The organism is Halostella limicola (assembly GCF_003675875.1).
GTDB classification, from domain to species: Archaea; Halobacteriota; Halobacteria; order Halobacteriales; family Natronoarchaeaceae; genus Halostella; species Halostella limicola.
This window is the reverse complement of record NZ_RCDI01000002.1, coordinates 529,700-552,672: the sequence shown is the minus strand read 5'-3', so window position 1 is coordinate 552,672 and position 22,973 is coordinate 529,700. Positions and strand designations below refer to the sequence as shown.

Below are 22,973 nucleotides of genomic sequence, written 5' to 3'. Positions count from 1 at the left end.
TGGTACAAAAAGGTCAGCCGCCCCACTCGCCCCCTACGTCGCCGCTGATCGCGTCGCGCCACTCCCCGAACCGCTGCCGGCAGTCGTCGTTCCCCTCGACGTGGTCCATGAACCCCGCTCCGCCGTCCGCGAGCGCCGCCCCGCAGAAGGGACACCGGTCCGGGTCGTCCCAGTCCGTCTCAGCGACGGCCTCGACCTCCTCGCCGACCTCGCGGCGGTCGAGGACGTCGCGGACCGTCTCGGCGTCGGCGTCGTCGACGGACGCGGCGAGATCGTCTGGCGACGCGTCCGCGTTCTCGGCGGCGGCGAGCAGCACTCTGCGTTCCGTGGTGTCGTCGGTCGGCATACGCGTCGTACTACGGCAAGGAGCAAAAGCGGCCGTCCCGGTCTCAGCCGGTCGCGCCCTCGGTCGGTGGATTCAGGAACAGGCAGTCGACGAGCCACGGCAGGCACGCGAGGGCCGCCGTCGCGAGGCGGACCCGAAGCGGCGCGTCGACCGCCTCCCCGACCAGCAGCGCGGCCAGGAACGCGACCGGGACGAGCACGAGGACGACGTCGTACCGAGACGGCGAGGTGAGGGCGCCGGTCGGAAGCGGCGCTTCCGAGCCGATGCCACGGCGATAGCTAGCGCTACCGGCCATGGGTCTCACCTCCAGTCGATAACTGACCCGCCTTCGAACTAAAACCTTGCGCGGGCGTCGGGGTAGCGGGGCGAGAGGCGTTCGGCATCGGCCGGTGCGGCGGCGACCACCACGACTTTCCCGACCCCGACCGGAGTCGGCGTATGAGCGATCTCGGGAAGGTAGACCGCGCGTTCTTCGAGGAGTACATCTACCCGAACCTCGGGGCGGACTGCGACGACGTGGCCGTCGGCCCCCGTCACGGCGTCGACTTCGGCGTCGTCGACGTCGACGGGACTGCGCTCGTGACCGCGACCGACCCCGTCTCGATCCTCCCCGGCCTCGGGTGGGAGCGGGCGGCCCGCTTCGCGCTCGGCGTCGTGCTCGCAGACGTCGCGGTGTCGGGGCTCGCACCCTCTCACCTCTCGGTCTCGTTCCACCTGCCGCCGGAGATGGACGACGAGGCGTTCGCCGCCGTCTGGACGGCGATGGACGAGACGCTGACGGACCTGGGGACGGCGGTCGTCACCGGCCACACCGCGCGGTACTCCGGCTGTGCGTTCCCGTGGGTCGGCGGCGCGACGGCGATGGCCGTGGGCGACCACGACGACGTGGTGCGGCCGGACGGCGCACGCCCCGGCGACCGCCTGATCGTTACGACCGGCGCGGGCGTCGAGGCGGCGTCGTTGTTCGCGTCGCTGTACCCCGAGCAGATCCCCGCGGACGAGGAGACGCTGGACGACGCGGCCGCCCGGCTTCCGGGCGTCGACCACGTCCGCGGCGCGGTCGCGGCCGCGGCGGCCGGCCCCGTCACCGCGATGCACGACGCGACGGAGGGCGGCCTCCACGGCGCGCTCCACGAACTCGCCAGCGGAGCGGGCGTTCGGATCGAGTTCGACCGCGACGCGGTCCCGCTGCCAGACGACACCCGCGCCGTCGCCGCCGCCCTCGACTTCGACCCGTGGCGCGCGACGAGTTCGGGGACGCTGCTGGTGACCGCGCCGCCCGAGGCCACCGACCGCGTGCTGGCGGCGCTGCGAGACGAGGGACTGGCGGCCGCCGCAGTCGGCGAGGTTCTGGAGGGGAAGGGCGTCGCCGCCGACGGAGAGGACGTGCCGAAGCCGGAGGGCGACTCGTCGTGGCCGGTGTACGACCGGTTGGCGACGGAGTGAGGGACCGAACGCCGACCCATTACTGATTTGTATCACCGGAGAATACAACCGCGTATGCGACAGCCAGCACCAGTCGACCGCCCGGTCGCGCTCACGGTCGCGGGGAGCGACTCGGGCGGCGGCGCGGGGATCCAGGCCGACCTGAAGACGATGGAGGCCCGCGGCGCGTTCGGGACGAGCGTCGTGACGAGCGTCACCGCGCAGAACACGACCGGCGTCGAGAGCACGCACGTCCTGCCCGTCGAGGAGGTGGCGGCGCAGTACGACGCCGTCCGCGAGGATTTCGACGTGCGGGCGGTGAAGACGGGGATGCTCGCCACCGCGCCGGTGATCGAGTCGGTGACAGAGCGCGTGGCGGCCGAGGACGTGCCGGCGGTCGTCGACCCGGTGATGGTCGCGGCGTCGGGCGACCGACTGCTCGAACGCGAGGCCGAGAGCGCCTACGAGGACCTGGTCGCCGAGGCGACGCTCGTGACGCCGAACGCCGACGAGGGGGCCGTGCTGACGGGGATAGAGCCTGTCGACGCCGCGAGCGCCCGCGAGGCCGGCGAGGCGATCGTCTCGATGGGTGCGGACGCGGCGCTGGTGAAGGGCGGCCACGTCGCCGCGGACGACGGCGTCGTCCGGGACGTGCTCGTCACGGCGGACGGGGTCGAGACGTTCGAACATCCACGAGTCGAGGGCGCGGCGACGCACGGCTCCGGTTGCACGCTCTCGTCGGCCATCGCCGCCGGCCTCGCCAGCGGCGAGCCGCTCAGCGACGCCGTCGAAGACGCCACGGCGTTCATGGAGCGGGCGATCCGCTACCACCACGACGTGGGCGAGGGACCGGGGTCGGTCCACCACCTCGCGGGGCTGCGCGAACGCGCGGACCGCCAGCCGACCGCCGAGGCCGTCGAGGCGGTCCTCGACGCGTTCGTCGACGCCGACGTGAGCGCGCTGGTGCCCGAGGTCGGGATGAACGTCGTCGGCGCGACGCCGTACGCCGAGCGCGTCGGCGAGACCGCCGCCGTCGAGGGGCGGATCACCCGGACGATGCGGGGCGTCCAGCCGAACCGCGGCGTGCGCTTCGGCGCGTCGAGCCACGTCGCACGCTTCCTGCTGTCGGCCCGCGAGTACGATCCCGACCTCCGGTTCGCCGTCAACTGCCGGTTCGACGACGACGTGGAGGCGGCGCTCAGCGATCTGGACTGGGCGGTCGCGGAGTACGACCGCGACGCCGAGCCCGAGGACGTGAAGGCGACGGAGGGCAGCACGATGGGCTGGGGCGCCCGGCGCGCGTTCGAGTCCGTCGAGGGCACGCCCGCCGCCGTGATCGACCGCGGCGAGGTCGGCAAGGAGGCCATCGTGAAGCTGCTCGCGCCGAACGCCGAGACGCTGGTCGACCGGGCGCTGACGCTGGACGAGGCCGTCGGGGAGAGGTAAGCCCGGCGTCGAGCCGGAGCCGGTCCGACCGCGGACGCGGAACCCGCAGGGTTTTAGCCGCCGTCGCACCTGGGAGGATATATGACAGAGGCGACGGGGATCGTCGGCGAGTTCCTCTCCCTGAAGGAGGGGACCGACGCCGACCTGCTGGCGATGCAGTGCGGGGACTTCTACGAGTTCTTCGCGGAGGACGCCGAGACGGTCAGCGACGAACTCGACCTGAAGGTGTCCCAGAAGTCCTCCCACGGGTCGTCGTACCCGATGGCCGGCGTCCCCCTCGACGACCTGACGCCGTACCTGAAGGCGCTGGTCGAGCGCGGCTACCGCGTCGCCGTCGCCGACCAGTACGAGACCGACGACGGCCACGCCCGCGAGATCACGCGGGTCGTCACCCCCGGGACGCTGCTGGAGACGACCTCGGCCGACGCCCAGTACCTCGCGGCCGTCGTCGCCGAGGGCGACGGCTACGGCCTCGCGTTCGCCGACGTGACGACCGGCCGCTTCCTCGTCACCGCCGTCGACGGCGACGACGCGACCGGGCAGGCGCTGACGGAGCTGTACCGGTTCGACCCGGCGGAGGTCCTGCCCGGCCCCAACGTGCGCAACGACGACGACTTCCTCGCGGCCGTCCGCGAGCGGGTCGACGCCGCGGTGACGCTCCACGACGCCGCCGCGTTCGCGCCGGGGCGGGCGCGCCACGCGACCCGCGAGCAGTTCGGCGCTGAGACGCTCGACAGCGTCGGCGTCGAGGAGGAGAGCCCGGCCGTGCGCGCCGCCGGGGCCGTCCTCTCGTACGTCGAGGAGACGGGGACGGGCGTGATGGCGTCGATGACGCGCCTGCAGCCGTACCACGGCGACGACCACGTCGAACTCGACGCGACGACCCAGCGCAACCTCGAACTCACGGAGACGATGCAGGGCGGCCGATCGGGGTCGCTGTTCGCCACGGTCGACCACACGGTGACGAGTCCCGGCGGCCGCCTGCTGAAGGAGTGGATCCAGCGCCCCCGGCGGGCGATCGAGGTGCTGGAGCGCCGGCAGGAGAGCGTCGCCGCGCTGACCCGCGCCGTGATGGCCCGCGAGGCGCTCCGCGAGACGCTCGGCGACGCGTACGACCTCGAACGCCTCGCGTCGAAGGCGAGTTCGGAGACGGCCGACGCGACCGACCTGCTCCGGGTCCGGGACACGCTGGGGATGCTCCCCGATCTGGTCGACGCCGTCCAGAACGACCCCGAACTGGCCGAGTCGCCGCTGACCGAGATCGTCACGCGCCCGGACCGCGCGGCGGCGGCCGACCTCCGGAACACGCTTGACGAGGCGCTCGCCGAGGACCCGCCGTCGACCGTCACGCAGGGCGGCCTCCTCACCCGCGGGTACGACGAGGAGCTCGACGAGGTGATCGCCCGCCACGAGGAGCTACAGGAGTGGTTCGACACGCTCGAGGGCCGCGTGAAGTCGAAGCACGGCCTCACCCACGTCACCGTCGACCGGAATAAGACCGACGGCTACTACGTGCAGGTCGGCAAGAGCGAGGCCGACCAGGTGCCGGAGGGCTTCGAGAACGTGAAGACGCTGAAGAACTCGGAGCGGTTCGTCACCGACGAACTGGAGGAGAAGGAGCGCGAGATCCTCCGGCTGGAGGAACGGCGCGGCGAACTGGAGTACGAGCTGTTCAAGCAGCTCCGCCGCGAGGTCGCCGACCGCGCCGAACTCCTGCAGGACGTCGGCCGGACGGTGGCGACGGTGGACGCGCTGGCGAGCCTCGCGACCCACGCAGTCAACAACGACTGGACGCGCCCGACGCTCCACAGGGGCGACGCCCTGCGGATCGAGCAGGGCCGCCACCCCGTCGTCGAGCAGACCACCGAGTTCGTCCCCAACGACGCCGAACTCGACGACGACCGCGGCTTCCTGGTCGTGACCGGGCCGAACATGAGCGGGAAGTCGACGTACATGCGGCAGGTGGCGCTGATCACCCTGCTCGCGCAGATCGGGAGCTTCGTCCCCGCCCGCGAGGCCGAGATCGGACTCGTCGACGGCATCTACACCCGCGTCGGCGCGCTCGACGAACTCGCGCAGGGCCGCTCGACGTTCATGGTCGAGATGCAGGAGCTCTCGAACATCCTCCACTCCGCCACCGAGGACTCGCTGGTGATCCTGGACGAGGTCGGCCGCGGGACGGCGACGTACGACGGCATCTCCATCGCGTGGGCCGCGACGGAGTACCTGCACAACGAGGTGCGGGCGAAGACCCTGTTCGCGACCCACTACCACGAGCTGACGACGCTCGCGGACCACCTCGACCGCGTCGCCAACGTCCACGTCGCCGCTGACGAGACCGACGGCGACGTTACCTTCCTGCGGACGATCCGTGACGGCCCGACCGACCGCTCCTACGGCATCCACGTCGCGGACCTCGCCGGCGTGCCGGACCCCGTCGTCGACCGCTCGCGGGACGTGCTCGAACGCCTCCGCGAGGAGAAAGCCATCGAGGCGAAAGGCGACGCGAGCGGCGACAGCGAACCGAAGCAGGTCGTCTTCGACGTCGGCAGCGGGCAGATGAAGACGGCGACGGCCGACGGCGGGGCGGCGGGCGCCGACGCTTCGGGTGCGGGCGCCGACGGCGGCGATACCGGCGACGCGCTCGACCCCGAAACCGAAGCCGTGCTCGACGACCTCGCGGACGTCGACGTCGACGAGACGCCGCCCGTCGAACTGCTGGCGAAGGTCCAGAAGTGGCAGGAGCGACTGGACGACTGACGGTCCGGGAGCGGACGACTTATCCGCATCTCGACCCTTCTACGGGTATGCGAAACTTCACCGTCGCTCGGATCTGGGGGATCCCGATCCGGATCAACGTGTCGCTGCTCGTCTTTCTCCCCGTGCTGGCGTGGCTCATCGGGAGCGGCGGGCAGATATCCGCCTACGAGGGGTTCATCGAGGGACTGACCGGCGTCGGGTTCGACCCCGGCGTCCTCGAAGCGGGGTCGAACCCCTGGATCATCGGCGTCGCGGCGGGGGTCGGCCTGTTCGTGAGCGTCCTGCTGCACGAACTCGGTCACTCGTGGGTGGCGCTGCGGTACGGCCTCTCCATCGAGTCGATCACGCTGTGGATCCTCGGAGGCCTGGCCGCACTCAGCGAGATCCCGCGCGAGTGGGACCGCGAGTTCCGGATCGCCATCGCCGGCCCGATCACGAGCGTCCTCGTCGCCGGTGCGAGCTATGCTGCCCTGTTCGCGACGCCGTCGTCGCTGCCGGTCGTCAGGTTCGTCTTCGGGTGGCTCGCGATCACGAACGTCGCGCTCGCCGTCTTCAACATGCTGCCGGCGTTCCCGATGGACGGCGGCCGCATCCTCCGGGCCCTGCTGGCCCGCAACCGCCCGTACCTGAGCGCGACGCGCATCGCCGCGCGCATCGGGGTCGTCTTCGCCGTCCTGTTCGCCGTCGTCGGCGTGCTGGCGTTCGACGTGATCATGCTGCTGCTGGCCTTCTTCATCTACGGCGCCGCGACGACCGAGTCGCGGTCGGTGATGATGGACGAACTGCTCGACGGCCTCGCGGTGCGCGACGTGATGTCCGGCGACCAGGAACCGATTTCGGCCGGGTCGTCCGTCGCGGACCTGACCGGTCGCATGTTCCGGGACCGCCGGACCGTCTACCCCGTGAGCGACGGCGGAACGGTCGTCGGCGTCGTGACGCTGGGCGACCTCCGCTCCGTCGCCGAGGGCGACCGCGAGTCGACGACCGTCGGCTCCGTGGCGCGCGAGGTGCCGCGCGTCGACGCGAACGCCGACGCCTTCGAGGCGCTGGCGTCGTTCGACCGGAGCCGCGAGGGGCACGCGCTCGTCGAGGAACACGGGTCCGTCGTCGGCGTCCTCACGCGCGAGGACTACGGCCGCGTGCTCGCGCTCCGCCGGGAAGTCGGCCCCGCGGTGCTGACCCGACACGCGCAGTGAGTTCCGAAGAAATATAATTTTCCGATGTATTATCTTTATCTTACCTATTGGAAGCCGCTTCCTAATATATGTGCTACGTATGAGGGCGCCGAATTCTCCTCATGAGGCGGCAGATACTGCCTGAAGGGGCAATTCAGTGTTTTTCTATCGGAGTCTGCGCTCTAGAATCTCGAACAGCCGAATGGGGAACGTAATTCCCTCCTATTCCGGCCCTAGTGGCTTCTAGATGGCGAAATATCACATTCCACCTGACGGGGGAACGAGACGGACTCGTTATTTACTAACTCATGATGCTACCATATTCCTACCAAAGCGGTTTCATAATAGGGTGCCGAGATAGCGGAGCGTATCACTCGGAACGATCGCGGTTGGTTTCGTCGCGGTGCCTAGAACTAAGGCTTCGATAGCCCAAGGTGGAACCGTCATGGGCAGCGTTAGCTACGACTTCGGCGGGGAGACGGTCGTCGTCACCGGCGGCAGTTCCGGCATCGGGAGAGCGATCGCGCTCCGGTTCGGCGCGGCGGGCGCGGCCGTCGTCAACGCCGACCTGCGGGCGGCCCCGAAAGACGAGGGGACGGAGGAACCGACGCACGAGAAGATCCGGGACGAGGGCGGGGAGGCGGCGTTCGTCGAGTGCGACGTGACGGACACCGACGCCGTCCGCGCGGCCGTCGACCGCGCCCGCGACTTCGGGGGCGTCGACGTGATGGTGAACAACGCCGGCCTGTTCGAGCGCGCGCCGCTGGAGGCGGTGACGCGGGAGTCGTTCGATCGGCTCCACGACGTGAACGCGGGCGGCGTCTTCTTCGGATGTCAGGCGGCCGCCGAGGCCATGCGAGAGCGAGGGGAGGGCGGCGTGATAGTCAACACCGCCTCGATCAGTTCGACGCACGCGCAGGAGGACCAGATCCCCTACGACGCGACGAAGGGGGCGATCAAGATGATCACTCGCGGCGCGGCGCTCGAACTCGCCGGCGACGACGTCCGGGTCAACGCCGTCGCGCCGGGTCACATCGCGACCGAGTTCGGGTCGGGCGCGGAGCGCAAGAAGGTGGCCGTGAAGGCCGGCGACCTGACGAAGCCCGTGCCGCTCGGGCGCGCGGGCGTCCCGGAGGACATCGCGGGCGCGGTGCTGTTTCTCGCCAGCGAGGAGGCCGACTACGTGACGGGCGAACTGCTGTACGTCGACGGCGGGTGGCAGGCGTTCTGAGGCGCGGGCGGATCAGTCGCCCGCCGCGGCGGGAGCGGGGTCGGGGCCGGTCGAGCGGCGGGTCGCCGCCGTCACGCCGACGAACGCGACCAGACCGAGGAGGAGCAGACCGAGCGCGGCGCGGATGTCGTACCGGTCGGCGTAGAGACCGACGAGCGCGGGCACCGTCGCGATGCCGCCGTAGGAGGCGCTGGTGGCGAGCGCGTTAATGGGGCCGCTGAACTCCGGCGCGGCGTCGACGGCGAACGCCGACAGCGTCGGGAAGATGCCGGAGATCAGAAAGCCGAGCGCGAAGACGGCGACGAACAGCCACCGCCCCGACGCGAGGTACACCGTCGCGTACAGCGTCGGGAGCGAGAGGACGCCCAGCGCGAGGACGAGGTCGATGGAGCGCAGGCGGTCGACGACCACGCTGTAGAACAGGCGGGCGGGGACGTACGCGAGGAGGAACGCCGAGAGGACGAGCGACGCCGTCCCGTCGTCGAGTCGCCGGGCCGCGAAGTACGGGAGCCACGTGAACAGGCTCCCCTCGATGCCGCCGGTGATGACGAGCGCGGCACACATCCCGGCGACCGCTGGCCGGTGCAGCACTGAGCGCACGTCCGCCAGCGTGAGCGGGCGCTCGGTCTCGACCGAGTCCGGGAGTTCGAGCCGCCACAGGATCGCCACGACGGGGAGGAAGGCGAACGCCAGTCCGAAGTAGGCGTACCGCCAGTTGCCGAGCGCGACCGCGCCGGAGACCAGCACCGGCCCGAGCGTCGCGCCGACGGCCCACACGAGCGCGTAGCGGTTGAACGCCTTCGCACGGTCGGCGGGGTAGAGGTGGCTCAGTGCGGCCCGGTCCAGCGTCCGGAACGGGCCGGTGGCGATGCCGCGGACGAGCAGCGCGCCGAGGTAGGCGACGAAGGCGGGCGCGAGCCCCATCGCGAACACGCATACCCCGACGAGCGCGGCGCTCGCGAGCATCGCCTTCCGGACGTCCACGCGGCCGGCCGCCGCGCCGGTCGTCAGCACGGCCGCGACGAACCCGACGGTGCCCGCGGTGGCGACGAGGCCGAGCAGCCCCGGCGACACCCGAAAGCTCTCCTCGAGGCTCGGCAGCAAGGCGCCGCGCATCTGGAACCCTACGCCGTCGATCCCGACGAACAGGAAGATGACGAGCGTCCACCACAGCCTGGTTCCGCGCGCTCCCCCCGCGTTCGCGTCGTCAGCTGTCACGGTCTCCCCTCTCGCGCGGACAGTGTTTTGCTTTTCCATCCGCGCCGCGGCGCCGGCGGCCACCGGACCCGCTCACCGGGGTACGTTGAAGTCCGATGCGCGCGAAGGTCCGGTATGAGCGGCGAGAGCGCGAGCGATAGCACCGACGCCAGCGAACCGCGCGTGGTCGGCCTGACGGCCGCGAGCGACTACGACCTCGCCGTCGAGCGCGAGGTCTTCGACGGGACGGACGTCGACCTCCGGGCGGTCGACGTGGCGACGAGCGACGACCTCGCGGACGCCTTTCGCGACGTCGACGCCGTCATCGACCGCCTGCACGTCGCGCCCTACACCCCCGAGGTGATCGACGAACTGGAGCGGTGTCGGGTGATCGCGCGCTGCGGCATCGGGGTCGACGGCGTCGCCCACGAGTACGCCGCGAGTCGAGGGATCCACGTCGTCAACGTCCCCGACTACTGCCTCGACGAGGTCGCGGACCACGCGCTCGCGCTGCTGCTCGCGCTGCGGCGGAACATCCACGGCTACGACGCGGCGATGAAGCGGGGTCGGTGGGAGCGCCGCCCAGTCGAACTGCACCGCCTGCGCGGGTCGACGCTCGGCCTCGTCGGCTTCGGCGCCATCGCCCGCCGGGTGGCCGAGCGCGCCCGGGCGTTCGGGATGGACATCGTCGCCAGCGATCCCTACGTGGACCGCGAGGAGATGGCCGACGCGGGGGTCGAGAAGGTCGGCCTGAACGACGCGCTGGCGCGCAGCGACGCGGTCTCGGCGCACGCGCCGCTCACCGATGAGACGCGGGGGACGTTCGACGCGGACGCCTTCGCCCGCATGCGGTCGGACGCTCACTTCCTCAACGTCGCCCGGGGCGGCCTCGTCGTCGAGGACGACCTGCTGGCGGCGTTGGAGTCGGGAGAGATAGCGGGCGCCGGGCTCGACGTGTTCGCCGACGAACCCGCCGATCAGGACGCGGGCGCGGCGGCGTTCGACCACCCGCTGGCCGAGCGCGAGGACGTAGTGCTGACGCCGCACGTCGCGTGGTACTCGGAAGAAGCCGACGCGGAGCGACGGCGGACCGCGGCGCGCGACGTCCGCCGCGTGCTGGCCGGCGAGTCGCCGCAAAACGGGGTGAACGATCCGGTCGACGCCGCCGAAGTCGACCGGTGACCGCCCCGCCCGGGAGAACCATGGGATGACGTTCGAAGGCAGGCGGCTGACAGAGGCCGACGGCCGATTCCGGGCGGAGCGGTCAGTCCCGGCCGATGAGCGACTCTGAGCGGGCCGCTCGGGACGGGCGGCGGCGCGGACTTCGCGACGGTGCGATTACTTCTCGAGGTCGGCGAGGTCCCACTCGCCGGTGATGATCGCGCCGGAGTCGGGGTTGTCAGGCTCGACGATCGCCTCCACCATTGCGGGGCCGTCGTGGTCGAGCGCGCCCTGCAGCGCGCCGCTCAGGTTCTCCGGCTTGACGACGCGCTCGGCGTAGCCGAGGTTGAACGCGTCGGCCAGCGCCATGAAGTCGACGTCCGTCTCCTCGTCGAACTCCGTGTTGAGGATGCGGTCCTCGCCGTACTTGTCCCACTGGAGGTTACGGATGGACTTCCAGCCGTGGTTGTTGACGATCAGGTAGGTGACGTCGACGTCGTGCTCGACGGCGCAGGCGACCTCCTGGTTGTTCATCATGAAGCTCCCGTCGCCCTCGACGTCGACGACCTGCCGGTCGGGTTCGGCGAGCTTCGCGCCGATGGCGGCCGAGACGCCGAAGCCCATCGTCGAGAAGCCGCCACAGGAGATGTTCGTCCGCGGCTCGTACACCGGGAACTCGGGGTTGGTCGTCTCCTGGGGCTGGCCCGCCGACGAGACGACCATCCCGTCGCGGTCCATCACGTCCCGGAGCCCGGCGAGCACCCGCGAGATGGACATCGGCACGTCGTCGGTGTGGCGCGCCTCGACGCGCTCCTCCCACTCGGCCCAGAGGCGCTGGATCTCGTCGTAGTACTCGTTGTCCTCGGTCGACACCTCGTCGACGCGGTCGGCGACGGCGTCGCGGATCTGGCGCGTGACGACCTTCGCGTCGCCCTGGATGCCGACCTCGACGGGGTAGTTCTTCCCGATCTCGCTCGGGTCGATGTCGACGTGGACGAGCTTCGACGGCGGGATCTCGAAGCTCACGCCGGGCTCGAACGAGGAGGTGTGCAGGTCGGAGAACCGACAGCCGATCGCCAGCACCACGTCCGCGTTGCTGGCGAGTTCGTTGCCCGCCGAGGAGCCGATCCAGCCCGCGTAGCCGACGAACAGGTCGTGGTCCTCCGGGATGATCCCCTTCGCCTGGAACGTCGGGATGACGGGCGCTTTCAGGTGCTCCGCGAGCTCCTGTACCTCGTCCCAGGCCTCCGAGAGCATCGTCCCGCCGCCGGGGACGATCACGGGGCGCTCTGCGTCGGCGATCAGGTCGGCGGCCTCCTCCACGTGTTCGGGGTCGCCACCGGGGCGGCTGTGCGAGCGCGAGGTGGTCGGGTCCGGGAGTTCGACGTCCGCGGCGTTGCCCTGCACGTCCATCGGCACGTCGACGTGGACGGGGCCCGGACGGCCCTCCAGCGCCATCTGGAACGCCCGGCGGAGGATCCGCGGCAGGCGCTCGACGTCGTCGACGACGAACGACTGCTTCGTGATCGGCTCCATCACGCTGGGGAAGTCGCCCGGCTTCTGCCGGTCGATCTCCTGGAGGATCCCCTCGCCGTACTCGTGGGTCTGTGGCGCGCCCGTGAACACGACCATCGGGATGGAGTCGACGTACGCCGTCGCCACGCCCGTGACGGTGTTGGTCGCGCCCGGCCCGATCGACGTGAACACCGCGAGCGGGTCGCCGCTGGCGCGGGCATAGCCGTCCGCGAGGTGGGCCGCGCCCTGCTCGTGGCGGGGCTGGATCACGTCGACCTCGGAGTCGTTGAACGCGTCCAACAGGTTCGTGCTCCCGTGGCCCGGAATGCCCACGAGGTACTCTACGCCCTCCTTTTCGAGGTATCTGGCGATGATCTCGCCACCGGTGAGTTCAGGCATCTCTCGGTTGGGACGGTTTCTCGTGATGTCTCATAAAGATTCGGACGAACGGACTCGGGAGCGGCGAGCGCCGCGCTCGGGCCGGCTCACAGCGTCGGGACGACCTCGTCGCCCATCACCTCGAAGAACCGCTCGGGGTCGGGGCTGGTGTTGGCGACGGCGATGCGGTCGAACCCCATCTCGGCGAACCGCTCCAGCTCCGCGGCGAGGTCCGCCGGCGAGTCGGCGATGAGGAACTTCTCCTCGACCTGCTCGCGGGTGGCCTTCTCGCCCTCCTGCTCTATCTCCATCGGGTTCGCCAGCGCGCGGTCGAACACGTCCTGTGTGGTCGCCCACCAGGGGCGCGTGCTCTCGACGGCGCGCTCGTAGTCCTCGTCGTAGGAGGCGATGACCAGCAGCGTCGTCTCGATGGCGTCGGGGTCGTTGCCCTCCTCCTCGGCGTAGCGCCGCACCGCCGGGTACAGTCGGTCGGTGTACTCCTCGCCCTTCTTCACGGTGATGAACCCGTCCGCGTGGCGGGCGGCGAGCCGGGCGGTGCTCGGGCCGTTCGCGGCGACGTGGATCTCCGGGTCCCGGTCGGGCTCGGTGTACAGCTTCGCGTCGTTCAGCTGGAAGCGGTCGCCGTCGTAACTGACGAAGCCGTCCTCCTCCCACAGCGCGCGGACGATCTCCAGCGTCTCCTCCAGCCGGTCGCGGCGCTCCTCGTACTCCGGCCAGTCGTAGCCCAGCGGCGTCTCGTTCATCGCCTCGCCGGTGGAGAGCCCGAGGACCACGCGGTCGTCGTTCATCTCCTGCAGCGTCGCGAACGCCTGCGCCATCACGCCCGGGTGGTAGTGTCCCGTCGCGGGCGTCACGCAGGTGCCGAGATCGACGTCGACGCGCTCGCCCGCCGCGCCCATCCACGACCACGCGTGCCCGGCCTCGGCGTCAGTGTGGAACCACGGGTGGAAGTGGTCTGAGGTCCAGACGAGGTCGAAACCGGCCCCCTCCGCGAGCTCGGCGAAGTCGAGGAGTCTGCTGGGGCTGTACTGCTCCTGGTGTGCCATGTAGTCGACACTGACCATTGGTGTCGATACGCACGTCCGGCACCGCCTTACCGTTTTCCCCCGAGCGCGAGGGGGCGAAAATCGAGCCGCTACCGCTGCGGGCGTTCCGCTTCGGTCGACCCCGCGACGCGGTGGTCCACCTGCTCCGTCTCCGCGTCACGGACGATGCGCTCGCCGGTGGTGACGTCGAAGCCGTGGACGAGGTGGTCCTCGACGGTGAGCCACACGTCGCCGTTGCGCTCCAGGTCGAGCGTGCTCGGGGCCATCACGGTGAACTCCAGGTGTTCGCCGTCCGGGTCGCCGACGACGACGTCGACGATCTGCTCGTCGCCGAGCGGTTCGGTCACCTTCACGGTGCCGCGGACGGCGTTGTCGACGGGCGTCGCGTGGGCGTCGAAGTACCCCGGGCGGACGCCGAGTTCGAACCGGTCGTGGCCCTCGTAGCGGGAGGCGACGTCGGGCTCCAGTTCCAGCCGGAAGTCGTCGACGCCGCCGGCGTGGCGGATGACCCCGTCGTCGTTTCGCACCTCCACGAAGTTCATCGACGGACTGCCGATGAAGCCGGCGACGAACCGGTTTTTCGGCTCGTGGTACACCTCGTCGGGCGACCCGATCTGCTGGACGTTGCCGTCGTCCATGATGATCAGCTTGTCGCCGAGCGTCATCGCCTCCTCCTGGTCGTGGGTCACGTACAGCGTCGTGATCCCCATCTCGCGCTGGAGCACCTTGATCCGGCTGCGCATGCTGATCTTCAGCTTGGCGTCTAAGTTCGCCAGCGGCTCGTCCATCAGGAACACGGCCGGGCGGCGGATGATCGCGCGGCCCAGCGCGACGCGCTGGCGCTGACCGCCTGAGAGGTTGGCGATGTCCCGGTCGAGCAGCTCCGGGATCTCCAGCATCTCCGCGACCTCCTGCACGCGCCGCTCGCGCTCGTCGTCGTCGACGCCGGCGACCTTGAGCGGGTAGCCCATGTTCTCCCGCACGTTCATGTGCGGGTACAGCGCGAAGTTCTGGAACACCATCGCGATGTTGCGGTTCTTCGGGTGGACGTCGGTCACGTCGTGGTCGTCGAGCGTGATGGTGCCCGACGTCGGCTCGGTCAGTCCGGCGAGACAGCGAAGGGTCGTCGTCTTGCCGCAGCCGCTCGGGCCGAGCAGGACGGCGAACTCGCCGTCCTCGACCTCGACGTCGATGTTCTCGACGGCGACGGTGTCGCCGTAGTGCTTCTTCACGGAGTCGTACTCGACGCGAACCATTACGTGATCACCTCGGTAGTCGTGCTCTCGTAGCTCATGCTGATTTGCGTTATCGCACCCCACGCACTGCAACGGATTAAATCTATGCTCATTTCTCGACCGCCCCCATGCTGAACCCCTGCACCAGCTGGTCGCGCGCGATGAAGGCGAACACGAGCACCGGCGCCAGCGCGATCGTCGCGGCGACGCTCATGTTCACCCACTGGACGGAGAACTTCGTGATGAACGACGCGAGCCCGACCGGCACCGTCATCGCCTTCGAGTTCTGCGCGAGGATGATCGCGAACAGCAGCTCGTTCCACGTGATGATGACGGTGAAGATCGCCGACGCGAGGAGGCCGGGTTTCACCAGCGGGAGGACGATCTTGACGAACGCCCCCATGTGCGTGTGGCCGTCGAGCATCGCCGACTCGACGAGGCTGTTCGGCACCTCCTCGAAGAAGCCCTTCATCATCCACACCGCGAACGGGATGTTGAACATCACGTACACGAGGACGAGCCCCTCAAGCGTGTTCACCAGACCGAAATCGCGGAAGATCACGAACAGCGGGATGATCGTCGCGATCGGCGGCATGAACCGCGTCGAGAGGATGTAGAAGGGCAGGTGGAAGTCCAGGTTGTACGGGTAGTCGAACGTGACGAACCCGTACGCGGCGCAGGCGCCGACGAACGTCGCGATGATCGTCGTCAGGATCGTCACGGTGATGCTGTTGACGATGAACTGGGTGAACTCGGGGCGCTGCGCGAACAGCTGCGCGAAGTTGCCCACCTCCATCTCGTAGGGGAGCCAGTGCGGCGGGAACGAGAGGAGCGTGTCCCGGGTCTTCAGCGTGGCCGTCACCAGCCAGTACACCGGGAACAGCGTCCAGACGAGGAACGTCCCGATGCCGCCGTAGACGAGCACCTTCCCCAGTCCCAGTTCCGTGACGCGGTCGTTCCACCGCTCGACCGTCGACGGTTCGCTGTACGGAGCGGGGGAGTCTTCGGTCGCCATGTCAGAACTCCACCCCCGCAGTCTTGACGAACGTCATCGCGAGCAGGATCACGATGACCAGCAGCGAGAGGGCCATCGCGGCCGCCTCGCCGAAGTTGCTGAACCGGAACGCGGTGCGGTACATCTCCATCGACACCACGTTGGTCGCGCTGCCCGGGCCGCCACGCGTGAGGATGTACACCTTCGCGAAGACGCGCAGGGCGTCGACCAGCCGGATGATCAGTATCAGCACGATGAGCGACTTGAGGTACGGGAGCGTGATGTCGACGAACCGCTGCCGCCGCGACGCCCCGTCCATGATGGCCGCCTCGCGGAGGTGGTCCGGGACCGACTGCAGCCCCGCGAACATCACTAGCACGACGAGCGGCGTCCACTGCCACACGTCGGTCAGGATCACCGAGTACAGCGCGACGTTCGGTTCGGATATCCAACCGACGTTGCCGCCGGCCAGCGGCGCGAAGATGTAGTCGAGCAGCCCGTTCGGCGCGTACATCAATCGCCAGATGAGGCCGACGACCGTCGGCGAGAGGATCATCGGGACCAGTATGAGCGTCTGCCAGAGGCCCCGAAGCTTGATCTTCTTGTTCAGTAGCAAGGCGATCCCGAAGCCGAGCAGGAACTCGATCCCCACCGCGAGGCCGATGAACTTCCCGGTCACCGTCAGCGAGTTGAGGAACGCCTCGTTGCTGGCGAGGTTGACGAAGTTCGACGCGCCGACGAACTCTCGCCCGGACGGGACGTAGTTGTGCATCGACATCTCGATGGCCCGCAGGAGCGGGTAGAACGTGAGCGCGAACAGGATGAGCACCGCCGGGAGCGTCAGCAGCCAGCGGAGGCGGTCGTCGGCCCACAGCAGGACCCGTGCCGCGAGGCCGTCGTCCTCGCTGACGACCGCGTCCGCACCGCCGCCCGACGTGAGCGCGTCCGAACTGTCTGTTGCCATTGTGTTGTAGTTCTCTCAGTCGTAGTAGCCGGCGTCGTCCATGATGCTTTCGACGTCCTCCTGGATATTCGCGAGCGCTTCCGACGGCGAGATCTCGCCGGTGAGCGCGCTGTTGAAGTTCTCTCCCTGCGTGACCGCCACCTCGCTCCACAGCGGCGTCCGCGGCCGCCACTTGGCGGTCTGGAGCGACTCGTACAGCGCCGGGAACCACGGCTGGGCGTCCATGTTGTCCTCGAACGTGTCGTGCCGGAACGGGACGCCGCCGAGTTCGACGTAGCGGTTCTGGGCCTCCTTGGAGATGGCCTCCTGGATGACCTCGCCCGCGGCCGCCTTCTTGTCGTCGGAGACGTAGGAGTTGATGGCCGCGATCCAGTTCCCCTGCTGGGGCGCGCGGCGGATCCCCTCGGGCAGGACGGTGAACTTGATGTTGTCGGCCTCCTCCGCCTCCTCTGGGTCGAGGAGGAGCGAGGCGGCGGACGGCCACGCCGGAGACTGGGCGGCGGTGCCGTCGCCTAAGCTGTTGAGCACGCGGTCGCTGTCGAACGACGAGACGCCGTCCGGACTGATGCCCGCGAGGTCGTTGACGTAGAAGTCGAGCGTGTCGACGCCGTCGTCGCTGTTCCACTGGTAGCGCCAGTCCTCGTCGAACATGTCCCCGATGCGGGAGTTACCGAGGCCGAAGAAGTTGGCGTTGATCGGGTTGCCGCGCTTCCCGCGGATGATGTAGCCGTTCGCGCCGTCTATCTGCTCGGAGATGGCGCTGCCGGCCTCGTAGACGTCCTCCCAGGTCTGCGGCTCGCTCATGCCGACCTCCTCGTAGTACGCCTGGTTGTAGGCGAACAGCTGCGTGTTGCCGACGACGACCTGTCCGCGGATCTGCTCCTCCATGTCCTGCGCGGAGGGGACGACCGGCCCCTTCGGCGCCGGCCACGTCGCGATGTCGACGGTCGTCTCGATGAGCTGGTCCGTCGGGAGCTCGCCCGGCAGGTGGTCCCGGAGCGGCGCGCAGTGCTGTGCGAACTGCGGGAACCACGGGTCGTCCATGAACACGATGTCGTACGCGGTGCCCTCGGTCGTGAGCACGCTGGACGTCTTCTCGAAGAGGTTGGCGTACGGGAACAGCGACACGTCGACCTCGAAGTTGACCTGCTCCGAGACGTAGTCGTCGACGAGCCGCTGGAAGAGCCGTCCGGACCCCTCGACGGCGGCGACGGTCACCGTGTCCGCCGACGACCCGCCGCCGCCGACGATCGAACTCAGACATCCGGCCGACCCCGCGGCGGCCGCAGCAGTTCCTGCGGCCAGGAACCGACGCCGAGTGGTACTACTGTGCGTCCGACGGCTCCCACTGCTGGAGCCGCTAGCACTGCCTTGAGGTGGCATACCGAACCAATTTCGGCCGACCATAATAAATGATACTGATCCTATAATGAGTTTGATAATTGTGTGACACGTGGACCCGGGTCTGGGAGGCCTGCGGTCGTGCGGCCGCTACTCGAACGACACGACCGCTTTCGGGCCGTCGTCGGCGAGGGCGTCGCTCGCCTCGGACGGCCGGTAGGTACCGGAGACGAGCGCCTCGAACGTCCACTCGGGGTACGACTGGAACGCCTCGGCGGCCGCGGCGAAGTGCTCCGGTCGGGAGTTGACGTTGCCGACGAGCGCCCTGTTGCCGAGGACGAGGTCCTCGTGCAGACGCCCGCCGTCGATCTCGAACGCGTCGGACCCGGGAACGCCCTGGAGCGCACCGACCCCGTTCGGCGCGAGCGCCTCGACCGTCTCGACGGCGTGGGGGACGTGGCCGGTCGACTCGTAGACGAGGTCGACCGGTTCGTGCGCGTCGGGCACGTCGGGAAGCGGGACCTCCCGCGAGTCGACGTACGTCGCGCCGACGCGCTCGACGAACTCGACTGCGGGGTCGGAGCGGTCGCGCCGACCGAGGCAGTAGGTCCGGTCGAACTCGTCGCCGAACGCGAGGCGAGCGAGCGCCGTCAGCCCGAGGCTGCCGGTGCCGAGCACGAGCGCCGACTCCCGCCGCCACTCGAACGCGGACCGCGACGCGAACGCCGCCTCCAGCGCCTTCTCCGCGACGCTCGCCGGTTCGACCAGGAAGCCGTACTCCGCGAGCGCGTCGGGCACGGGAACGAGGTACTCCTCTGCGTCGGTGAAGTACTCCGCCATGACGCCGTGCGCGCCGAAGATGCCCCGCTCGACGAACTCCCCGGGCGGGGCGTAGTCCGGTTCGCCGCGCTCGAAGTACTCGTTCGTACCGTCCGCGGGCGGCCGGCGGACGGTCGGCACGACGACGTCGCCCGCCGACAGGGCGGTGCCGTTCGGGTCCTCGACGACGCCGACCGCTTCGTGACCCAGCACGAGGTGATCCTCCCCGTCGGGGAACTCGCCCAGTTCTCCGGCGGCGATGCGGCGGTCGGTGCCGTCGACGCCGACGCGGAGCGTCCGCACGAGCGCCTCGCCGGGGGCCGGGTCCGGCCGCGGCTTCTCGACGGTGCGGACGCTCCCGTCTCGAAAGACGGCGACTGCCTGCATCGGAGCTACTCTTTCCGGTGCTGCTCGACGACGTCCCAGTCGAGTTCGATGCCGAGGCCCGGCGCGTCGGGCACGGAGATGCGCCCGTCCGCGATGAGGTCGTCGCCGACGACGAGGTCCTCCCACCACGACACCTCGCGGGCGTGGTACTCCAGCGCGACGAAGTTCGGCACGGTCGCGCCGACGTGGGCCGTCGCCATCGTCGCGACGGGGCTGCCGATGTTGTGCGGCACGAGCGCCTGGTAGTACGTCTCCGCCATGTCGGCGATCTTCTTCGTCTCGGCGATGCCGCCCGTCTTCGGCACGTCGGGCGCGAGGAAGTCGACCGCCTGCTCCTCGATCAGGTCGCGGAAGCCGTGGCGGCCGTAACGGTTCTCGCCGGTGAGCAGCGTCGCGTCGGTCGACCGTTTCAGCTCGCGCATCGCCTTCGTGTTCTCGGGCGGGAGCGGGTCCTCCACCCACGCGAGGTCGTACGGCGCGACGGCGTCGCAGAGCCGGGACGCCGTCTCCGGCGAGAAGTTCCAGTGCAGGTCGACCGCGACCTCTGCGTCGTCGCCGATCTCCTCGGTGACGGCCTCGACGATGCGGCGCTTGTGCTCGATCTCCGGCGGGTCGAAGTGCCGGGACTTCCGGTTCAGGTCGCGGCCGGACGGCACGTCGAGGTCGAACTTCACCATGTCGAACCCGTCGTCGACGGCCATGCGGGCGGCCCGCGCGTACGCCTCCGGTTCGTACGTCGCCTCCTCCTGGCCCTCCTCGGCGGAGGCGACCATCGCCTCGCCGGCGTGGCAGTCGGCGTACACCTGCACGGAGTCGCGCATCTTCCCGCCGAGCAGCTGGTGGACCGGCTGGTCGAGGAGCTTCCCGGTCGCGTCCCAGAGGGCGATCTCGACGCCGCTGATGGCGATGGTGCCGATCCCCTCCTGGGAGCCGCGGCCGGAGAGGCTCTCGCGCATCAGGTAGTACAGCCGCTCGACGTCGGTCGGGTTCTCGCCGACCAGCACGGGCCGGAGGTAGTCGGTGATCACCTCGTGGACGCCGGGCGACGGGTACGCTTCGCCGATGCCCGTGACGCCCTCGTCGGTCTCCACCGTGACGATCGTCCACGGGAAGTTCCCGTCGACGACGACGGTGTCGAGGTCGGTGATCTCGGCGGGCTGTTCGTCTCTGTCGGGTTGCTCGTCGAAGTCGGCCCACATGGTGGCCGCGAGCTTCGACGCGAAGTCCTCGTACATTGTCAGTGTCCTCCGATGGGTTCGACGCCGCTGTACTCGCGGAACAGGTCCGCGATGAGGTGGACGTCGTCGCGCGCTTCGGCGAACGTGGTGCGGACCTCGGCTTCGCCGCGGACGCAGTCGACGAAGTGCTCCAGTTCGCGCTTGAACGGTTCGGCGTTCGACGGCGTGTACGTCGTCTCAGTCAGCTCCTCGATCCCCTCCTTGACCGTCAGTTCGGTCGGCGAGTTCCTGATGAACGGGTTGGTGAAGTCGACGGTGACCGCGCTCTCGGGCGTGTCGACGCGGACGAACTCCTCGAACCACTTGCGCTCGGAGAGGCCGGAGTCGAGCGTGCAGCGGTGGCCCCCCTCGTAGACGAGGTGGGCGGTCGCGTACCGCCCGTCGGCGTACACGTCGACGTGGTCGATGCGCTCGACGTCGCCGAACAGACCCCGCAGGGCGTTCACGTCGTGACAGACGTGTTCGAGGTGCCAGTCGTAGTCCTCGGCGAGGTCGTCGTCGTCCGTCCCGATCGCCGCGAGGTCGTCCTCGTGGCGCGCCGCCGCGCTCTCCTCGATGAACGACTCCGGCAGGTCGCCGGGCACGAGGTCGTACACCTCCTCGATGATGCGGAAGTGGTCGGGGTCCACGTCGTACGCCGTGATCTGATCGATCTCGCCGACGTCGGCGAGTTCCTCCTTCGCCCGCTCGTACGCGGGGTCGTAGCGCTTCATGTACGCGACCATCGTGGTCACGTCGCCCTCCTCGGCGATCTCGACCATCCGGTCGGCGTCCGCCGGCGAGACGGCCAGCGGCTTCTCGACGAGCGTGTGGACGTCCGCCTCGACCGTCTGGGCCACCGCGTCGACGTGCGTGTGCGGCGGCGTCAGGACGACCGCGGCGTCGAGTTCGTCGCCGACGTCCGCGACCAGGTCCTCCGTCGTCTCGTACGCGTTGGGGACGCCGTACCTGTCGCCGAGCGCCTCCGCGCGGTCGATCGCGGGGTCGACGAGCGCGTGTAACTCGGCGTCGGGCAACTCGGCGACGTACGGGATGTGCATTATCTGGGCGATGGTACCGCACCCGATGATTCCGAAACGCATCACGCAAACGATCGCCGGGAATCGGTGTTATAGCTTCCGGTGCCGGGGCCTCGCGGCGCCGGGGCGCGGTTCCTCGCACGGTCCTGTTTTCGAATTGAACTCCGCCCAAGGATTTATACAGGTACTCCGTATCTGTATCAGTATCACATGCGTAGAGTTCGTCCTCCCCGGAGACAGCAGACGCATCGGCGCGCTGCCGTGATCGAGTCGCGGTTCGCGCCGGGCCGCGTGGCACGACGGGGGCAAGCATGAGCGGGTACCTGAAACGCGCTCTCGCGGACGGCGACAGCCCCGCCGGAAACTGGATCTCCATCGGCCATCCGTCGCTCTCGGAGGTCAGCACGGAACTGGGGTTCGACTTCGTCCTCGTCGACACGGAGCACACGACGATGAGCCTCGAGACGGTCGAGAACCACGTCCGCGCCGTCGACGCCGCCGACGGGCCGGCCGACGCCGTGATCCGCGTCCCAAGCAACGACCCGATCCGCATCAAGCGCGTCCTCGACACCGGCGCGGCGGGCGTGATGGTGCCGATGGTGGAATCGGCCGACGAGGCGGAGCGGATCGCGGAGGCCGTCCGCTACCCGCCGGACGGGAACCGCGGCATCGCCGGCGGCCGCGCCTCCCGCTACGGGCTCGAGTTCCAGGAGTACGTCGAGAACGCGAACGACAGCGTCGTCACCATCGCGCAGATAGAGACCCGCGCCGGCATCCAGAACGCCGGCGAGATCGCCCGCGTCGACGGCGTCGACGCCCTGTTCGTCGGGCCCGCGGACATGTCCGCCGCGCTCGACGTGTTCGCCGAGTGGGAGGCCGACGAGCTGACCGACGCCATCGAGCGCGTCGTCGCGGTGGCCGAGGAGACGGACACGCCCGTCGGGACGCTGACGGTCGACCAGTCCGACATCTCCGAGCGCGTCGACCAGGGCTTCGACTTCCTCATCGTGGGGAAGGACATGTCCCTGTTCGCCGCCGCGGCGACCGACGCGAAGGAGACCTACGAGTCGGCGCTCGGCGAGCTTTCGCCCTCGATCCCCTCCGAAGACGACTGACGTTCCGCGCTCTTTCACATCGCCCGATCGCGGCGTTCGCTCAGTGTCTGGACGTGCCGTCGCGAGTCCCTTCATCTCCGTTTCCACCGGGCCACCGCGTTCGGAAGGGCCGAACGGGTTCTGGCGCCTCTCGTCGGATTCGTCCGCCGCCGAACGCGCC

At 69.5% G+C, this 22,973-nt stretch carries 19 protein-coding genes; 7 read left to right on the top strand and 12 right to left on the bottom strand.

Going from position 1 to position 22,973, the window contains the following annotated elements; genetic code table 11:
- Positions 1–13: 13 nt before the first annotated feature.
- Positions 14–346: a DUF7501 family protein gene (locus D8670_RS10780; protein ID WP_121818112.1), complete on the bottom strand. Its 333-nt coding sequence runs from the start codon at positions 344–346 to the stop codon at positions 14–16.
- A gap of 43 nt (positions 347–389) precedes the next feature.
- Positions 390–641, bottom strand: a complete 252-nt coding sequence (locus tag D8670_RS10775) for a DUF8015 family protein (protein ID WP_121818111.1) — start codon at positions 639–641, stop codon at positions 390–392.
- A gap of 143 nt (positions 642–784) precedes the next feature.
- Here D8670_RS10775 and D8670_RS10770 point away from each other — a divergent pair, with 143 nt between their 5' ends.
- The 5 genes from D8670_RS10770 (at position 785) to D8670_RS10750 (ending at position 8,383) form a co-directional block, all read left to right on the top strand.
- Positions 785–1,792 (top strand): AIR synthase family protein, encoded by a 1,008-nt coding sequence (locus D8670_RS10770; protein ID WP_121818110.1) that lies wholly within the window; start codon positions 785–787, stop codon positions 1,790–1,792.
- Positions 1,793–1,846: 54 nt separating this feature from the next.
- Positions 1,847–3,217: a bifunctional hydroxymethylpyrimidine kinase/phosphomethylpyrimidine kinase gene (gene thiD / locus D8670_RS10765; RefSeq protein WP_121818109.1), complete on the top strand. Its 1,371-nt coding sequence runs from the start codon at positions 1,847–1,849 to the stop codon at positions 3,215–3,217.
- An 81-nt stretch (positions 3,218–3,298) separates the two neighbouring features.
- Entirely contained in the window at positions 3,299–5,977 is a 2,679-nt protein-coding gene (gene mutS / locus D8670_RS10760; protein WP_121818108.1) for a DNA mismatch repair protein MutS, read from the top strand.
- Positions 5,978–6,024: 47 nt separating this feature from the next.
- Positions 6,025–7,173: a site-2 protease family protein gene (locus D8670_RS10755; protein ID WP_121818107.1), complete on the top strand. Its 1,149-nt coding sequence runs from the start codon at positions 6,025–6,027 to the stop codon at positions 7,171–7,173.
- A gap of 424 nt (positions 7,174–7,597) precedes the next feature.
- A complete protein-coding gene (locus D8670_RS10750; RefSeq protein ID WP_121818106.1) occupies positions 7,598–8,383 on the top strand; it encodes an SDR family NAD(P)-dependent oxidoreductase in 786 nt (261 codons plus the stop codon).
- A gap of 12 nt (positions 8,384–8,395) precedes the next feature.
- On the opposite strand, the gene D8670_RS10745 is transcribed toward D8670_RS10750, so the two are convergent.
- Positions 8,396–9,601: an MFS transporter gene (locus D8670_RS10745; RefSeq protein ID WP_162994260.1), complete on the bottom strand. Its 1,206-nt coding sequence runs from the start codon at positions 9,599–9,601 to the stop codon at positions 8,396–8,398.
- 114 nt (positions 9,602–9,715) lie between these two features.
- On the opposite strand from D8670_RS10745, the gene D8670_RS10740 reads away from it, so the two are divergent.
- Entirely contained in the window at positions 9,716–10,762 is a 1,047-nt protein-coding gene (locus tag D8670_RS10740; protein ID WP_121818104.1) for a C-terminal binding protein, read from the top strand.
- 156 nt (positions 10,763–10,918) lie between these two features.
- Here the strand turns inward: D8670_RS10740 and D8670_RS10735 are convergent, their stop codons facing one another.
- From D8670_RS10735 to D8670_RS10695, 9 genes are all read right to left on the bottom strand, one after another.
- Positions 10,919–12,655, bottom strand: a complete 1,737-nt coding sequence (locus D8670_RS10735) for a thiamine pyrophosphate-binding protein (protein ID WP_121818103.1) — start codon at positions 12,653–12,655, stop codon at positions 10,919–10,921.
- 86 nt (positions 12,656–12,741) lie between these two features.
- Complete coding sequence (locus D8670_RS10730) at positions 12,742–13,719, bottom strand: TIGR03557 family F420-dependent LLM class oxidoreductase (RefSeq protein ID WP_121818102.1); 978 nt, start codon at positions 13,717–13,719, stop codon at positions 12,742–12,744.
- 71 nt (positions 13,720–13,790) lie between these two features.
- On the bottom strand, positions 13,791–14,957 hold the full coding sequence (locus D8670_RS10725; RefSeq protein ID WP_121818101.1) for an ABC transporter ATP-binding protein: 1,167 nt from the start codon (positions 14,955–14,957) through the stop codon (positions 13,791–13,793).
- A gap of 88 nt (positions 14,958–15,045) precedes the next feature.
- Positions 15,046–15,951, bottom strand: a complete 906-nt coding sequence (locus D8670_RS10720) for a carbohydrate ABC transporter permease (RefSeq protein ID WP_121818100.1) — start codon at positions 15,949–15,951, stop codon at positions 15,046–15,048.
- A gap of 1 nt (position 15,952) precedes the next feature.
- On the bottom strand, positions 15,953–16,894 hold the full coding sequence (locus D8670_RS10715) for a carbohydrate ABC transporter permease (RefSeq protein ID WP_121818099.1): 942 nt from the start codon (positions 16,892–16,894) through the stop codon (positions 15,953–15,955).
- A 15-nt stretch (positions 16,895–16,909) separates the two neighbouring features.
- Positions 16,910–18,277: an extracellular solute-binding protein gene (locus tag D8670_RS10710; RefSeq protein WP_121818098.1), complete on the bottom strand. Its 1,368-nt coding sequence runs from the start codon at positions 18,275–18,277 to the stop codon at positions 16,910–16,912.
- 108 nt (positions 18,278–18,385) lie between these two features.
- On the bottom strand, positions 18,386–19,441 hold the full coding sequence (locus tag D8670_RS10705) for a glucose 1-dehydrogenase (RefSeq protein WP_121818097.1): 1,056 nt from the start codon (positions 19,439–19,441) through the stop codon (positions 18,386–18,388).
- 5 nt (positions 19,442–19,446) lie between these two features.
- Complete coding sequence (locus D8670_RS10700) at positions 19,447–20,676, bottom strand: mandelate racemase/muconate lactonizing enzyme family protein (RefSeq protein WP_121818096.1); 1,230 nt, start codon at positions 20,674–20,676, stop codon at positions 19,447–19,449.
- 2 nt (positions 20,677–20,678) lie between these two features.
- The gene (locus tag D8670_RS10695; protein WP_121818095.1) at positions 20,679–21,761 is read right to left on the bottom strand and encodes a Gfo/Idh/MocA family protein; all 1,083 of its coding nucleotides are present in this window, start codon (positions 21,759–21,761) and stop codon (positions 20,679–20,681) included.
- Positions 21,762–22,009: 248 nt separating this feature from the next.
- On the opposite strand from D8670_RS10695, the gene D8670_RS10690 reads away from it, so the two are divergent.
- Entirely contained in the window at positions 22,010–22,813 is an 804-nt protein-coding gene (locus tag D8670_RS10690) for an HpcH/HpaI aldolase family protein (RefSeq protein WP_121818094.1), read from the top strand.
- Positions 22,814–22,973: the final 160 nt, after the last annotated feature.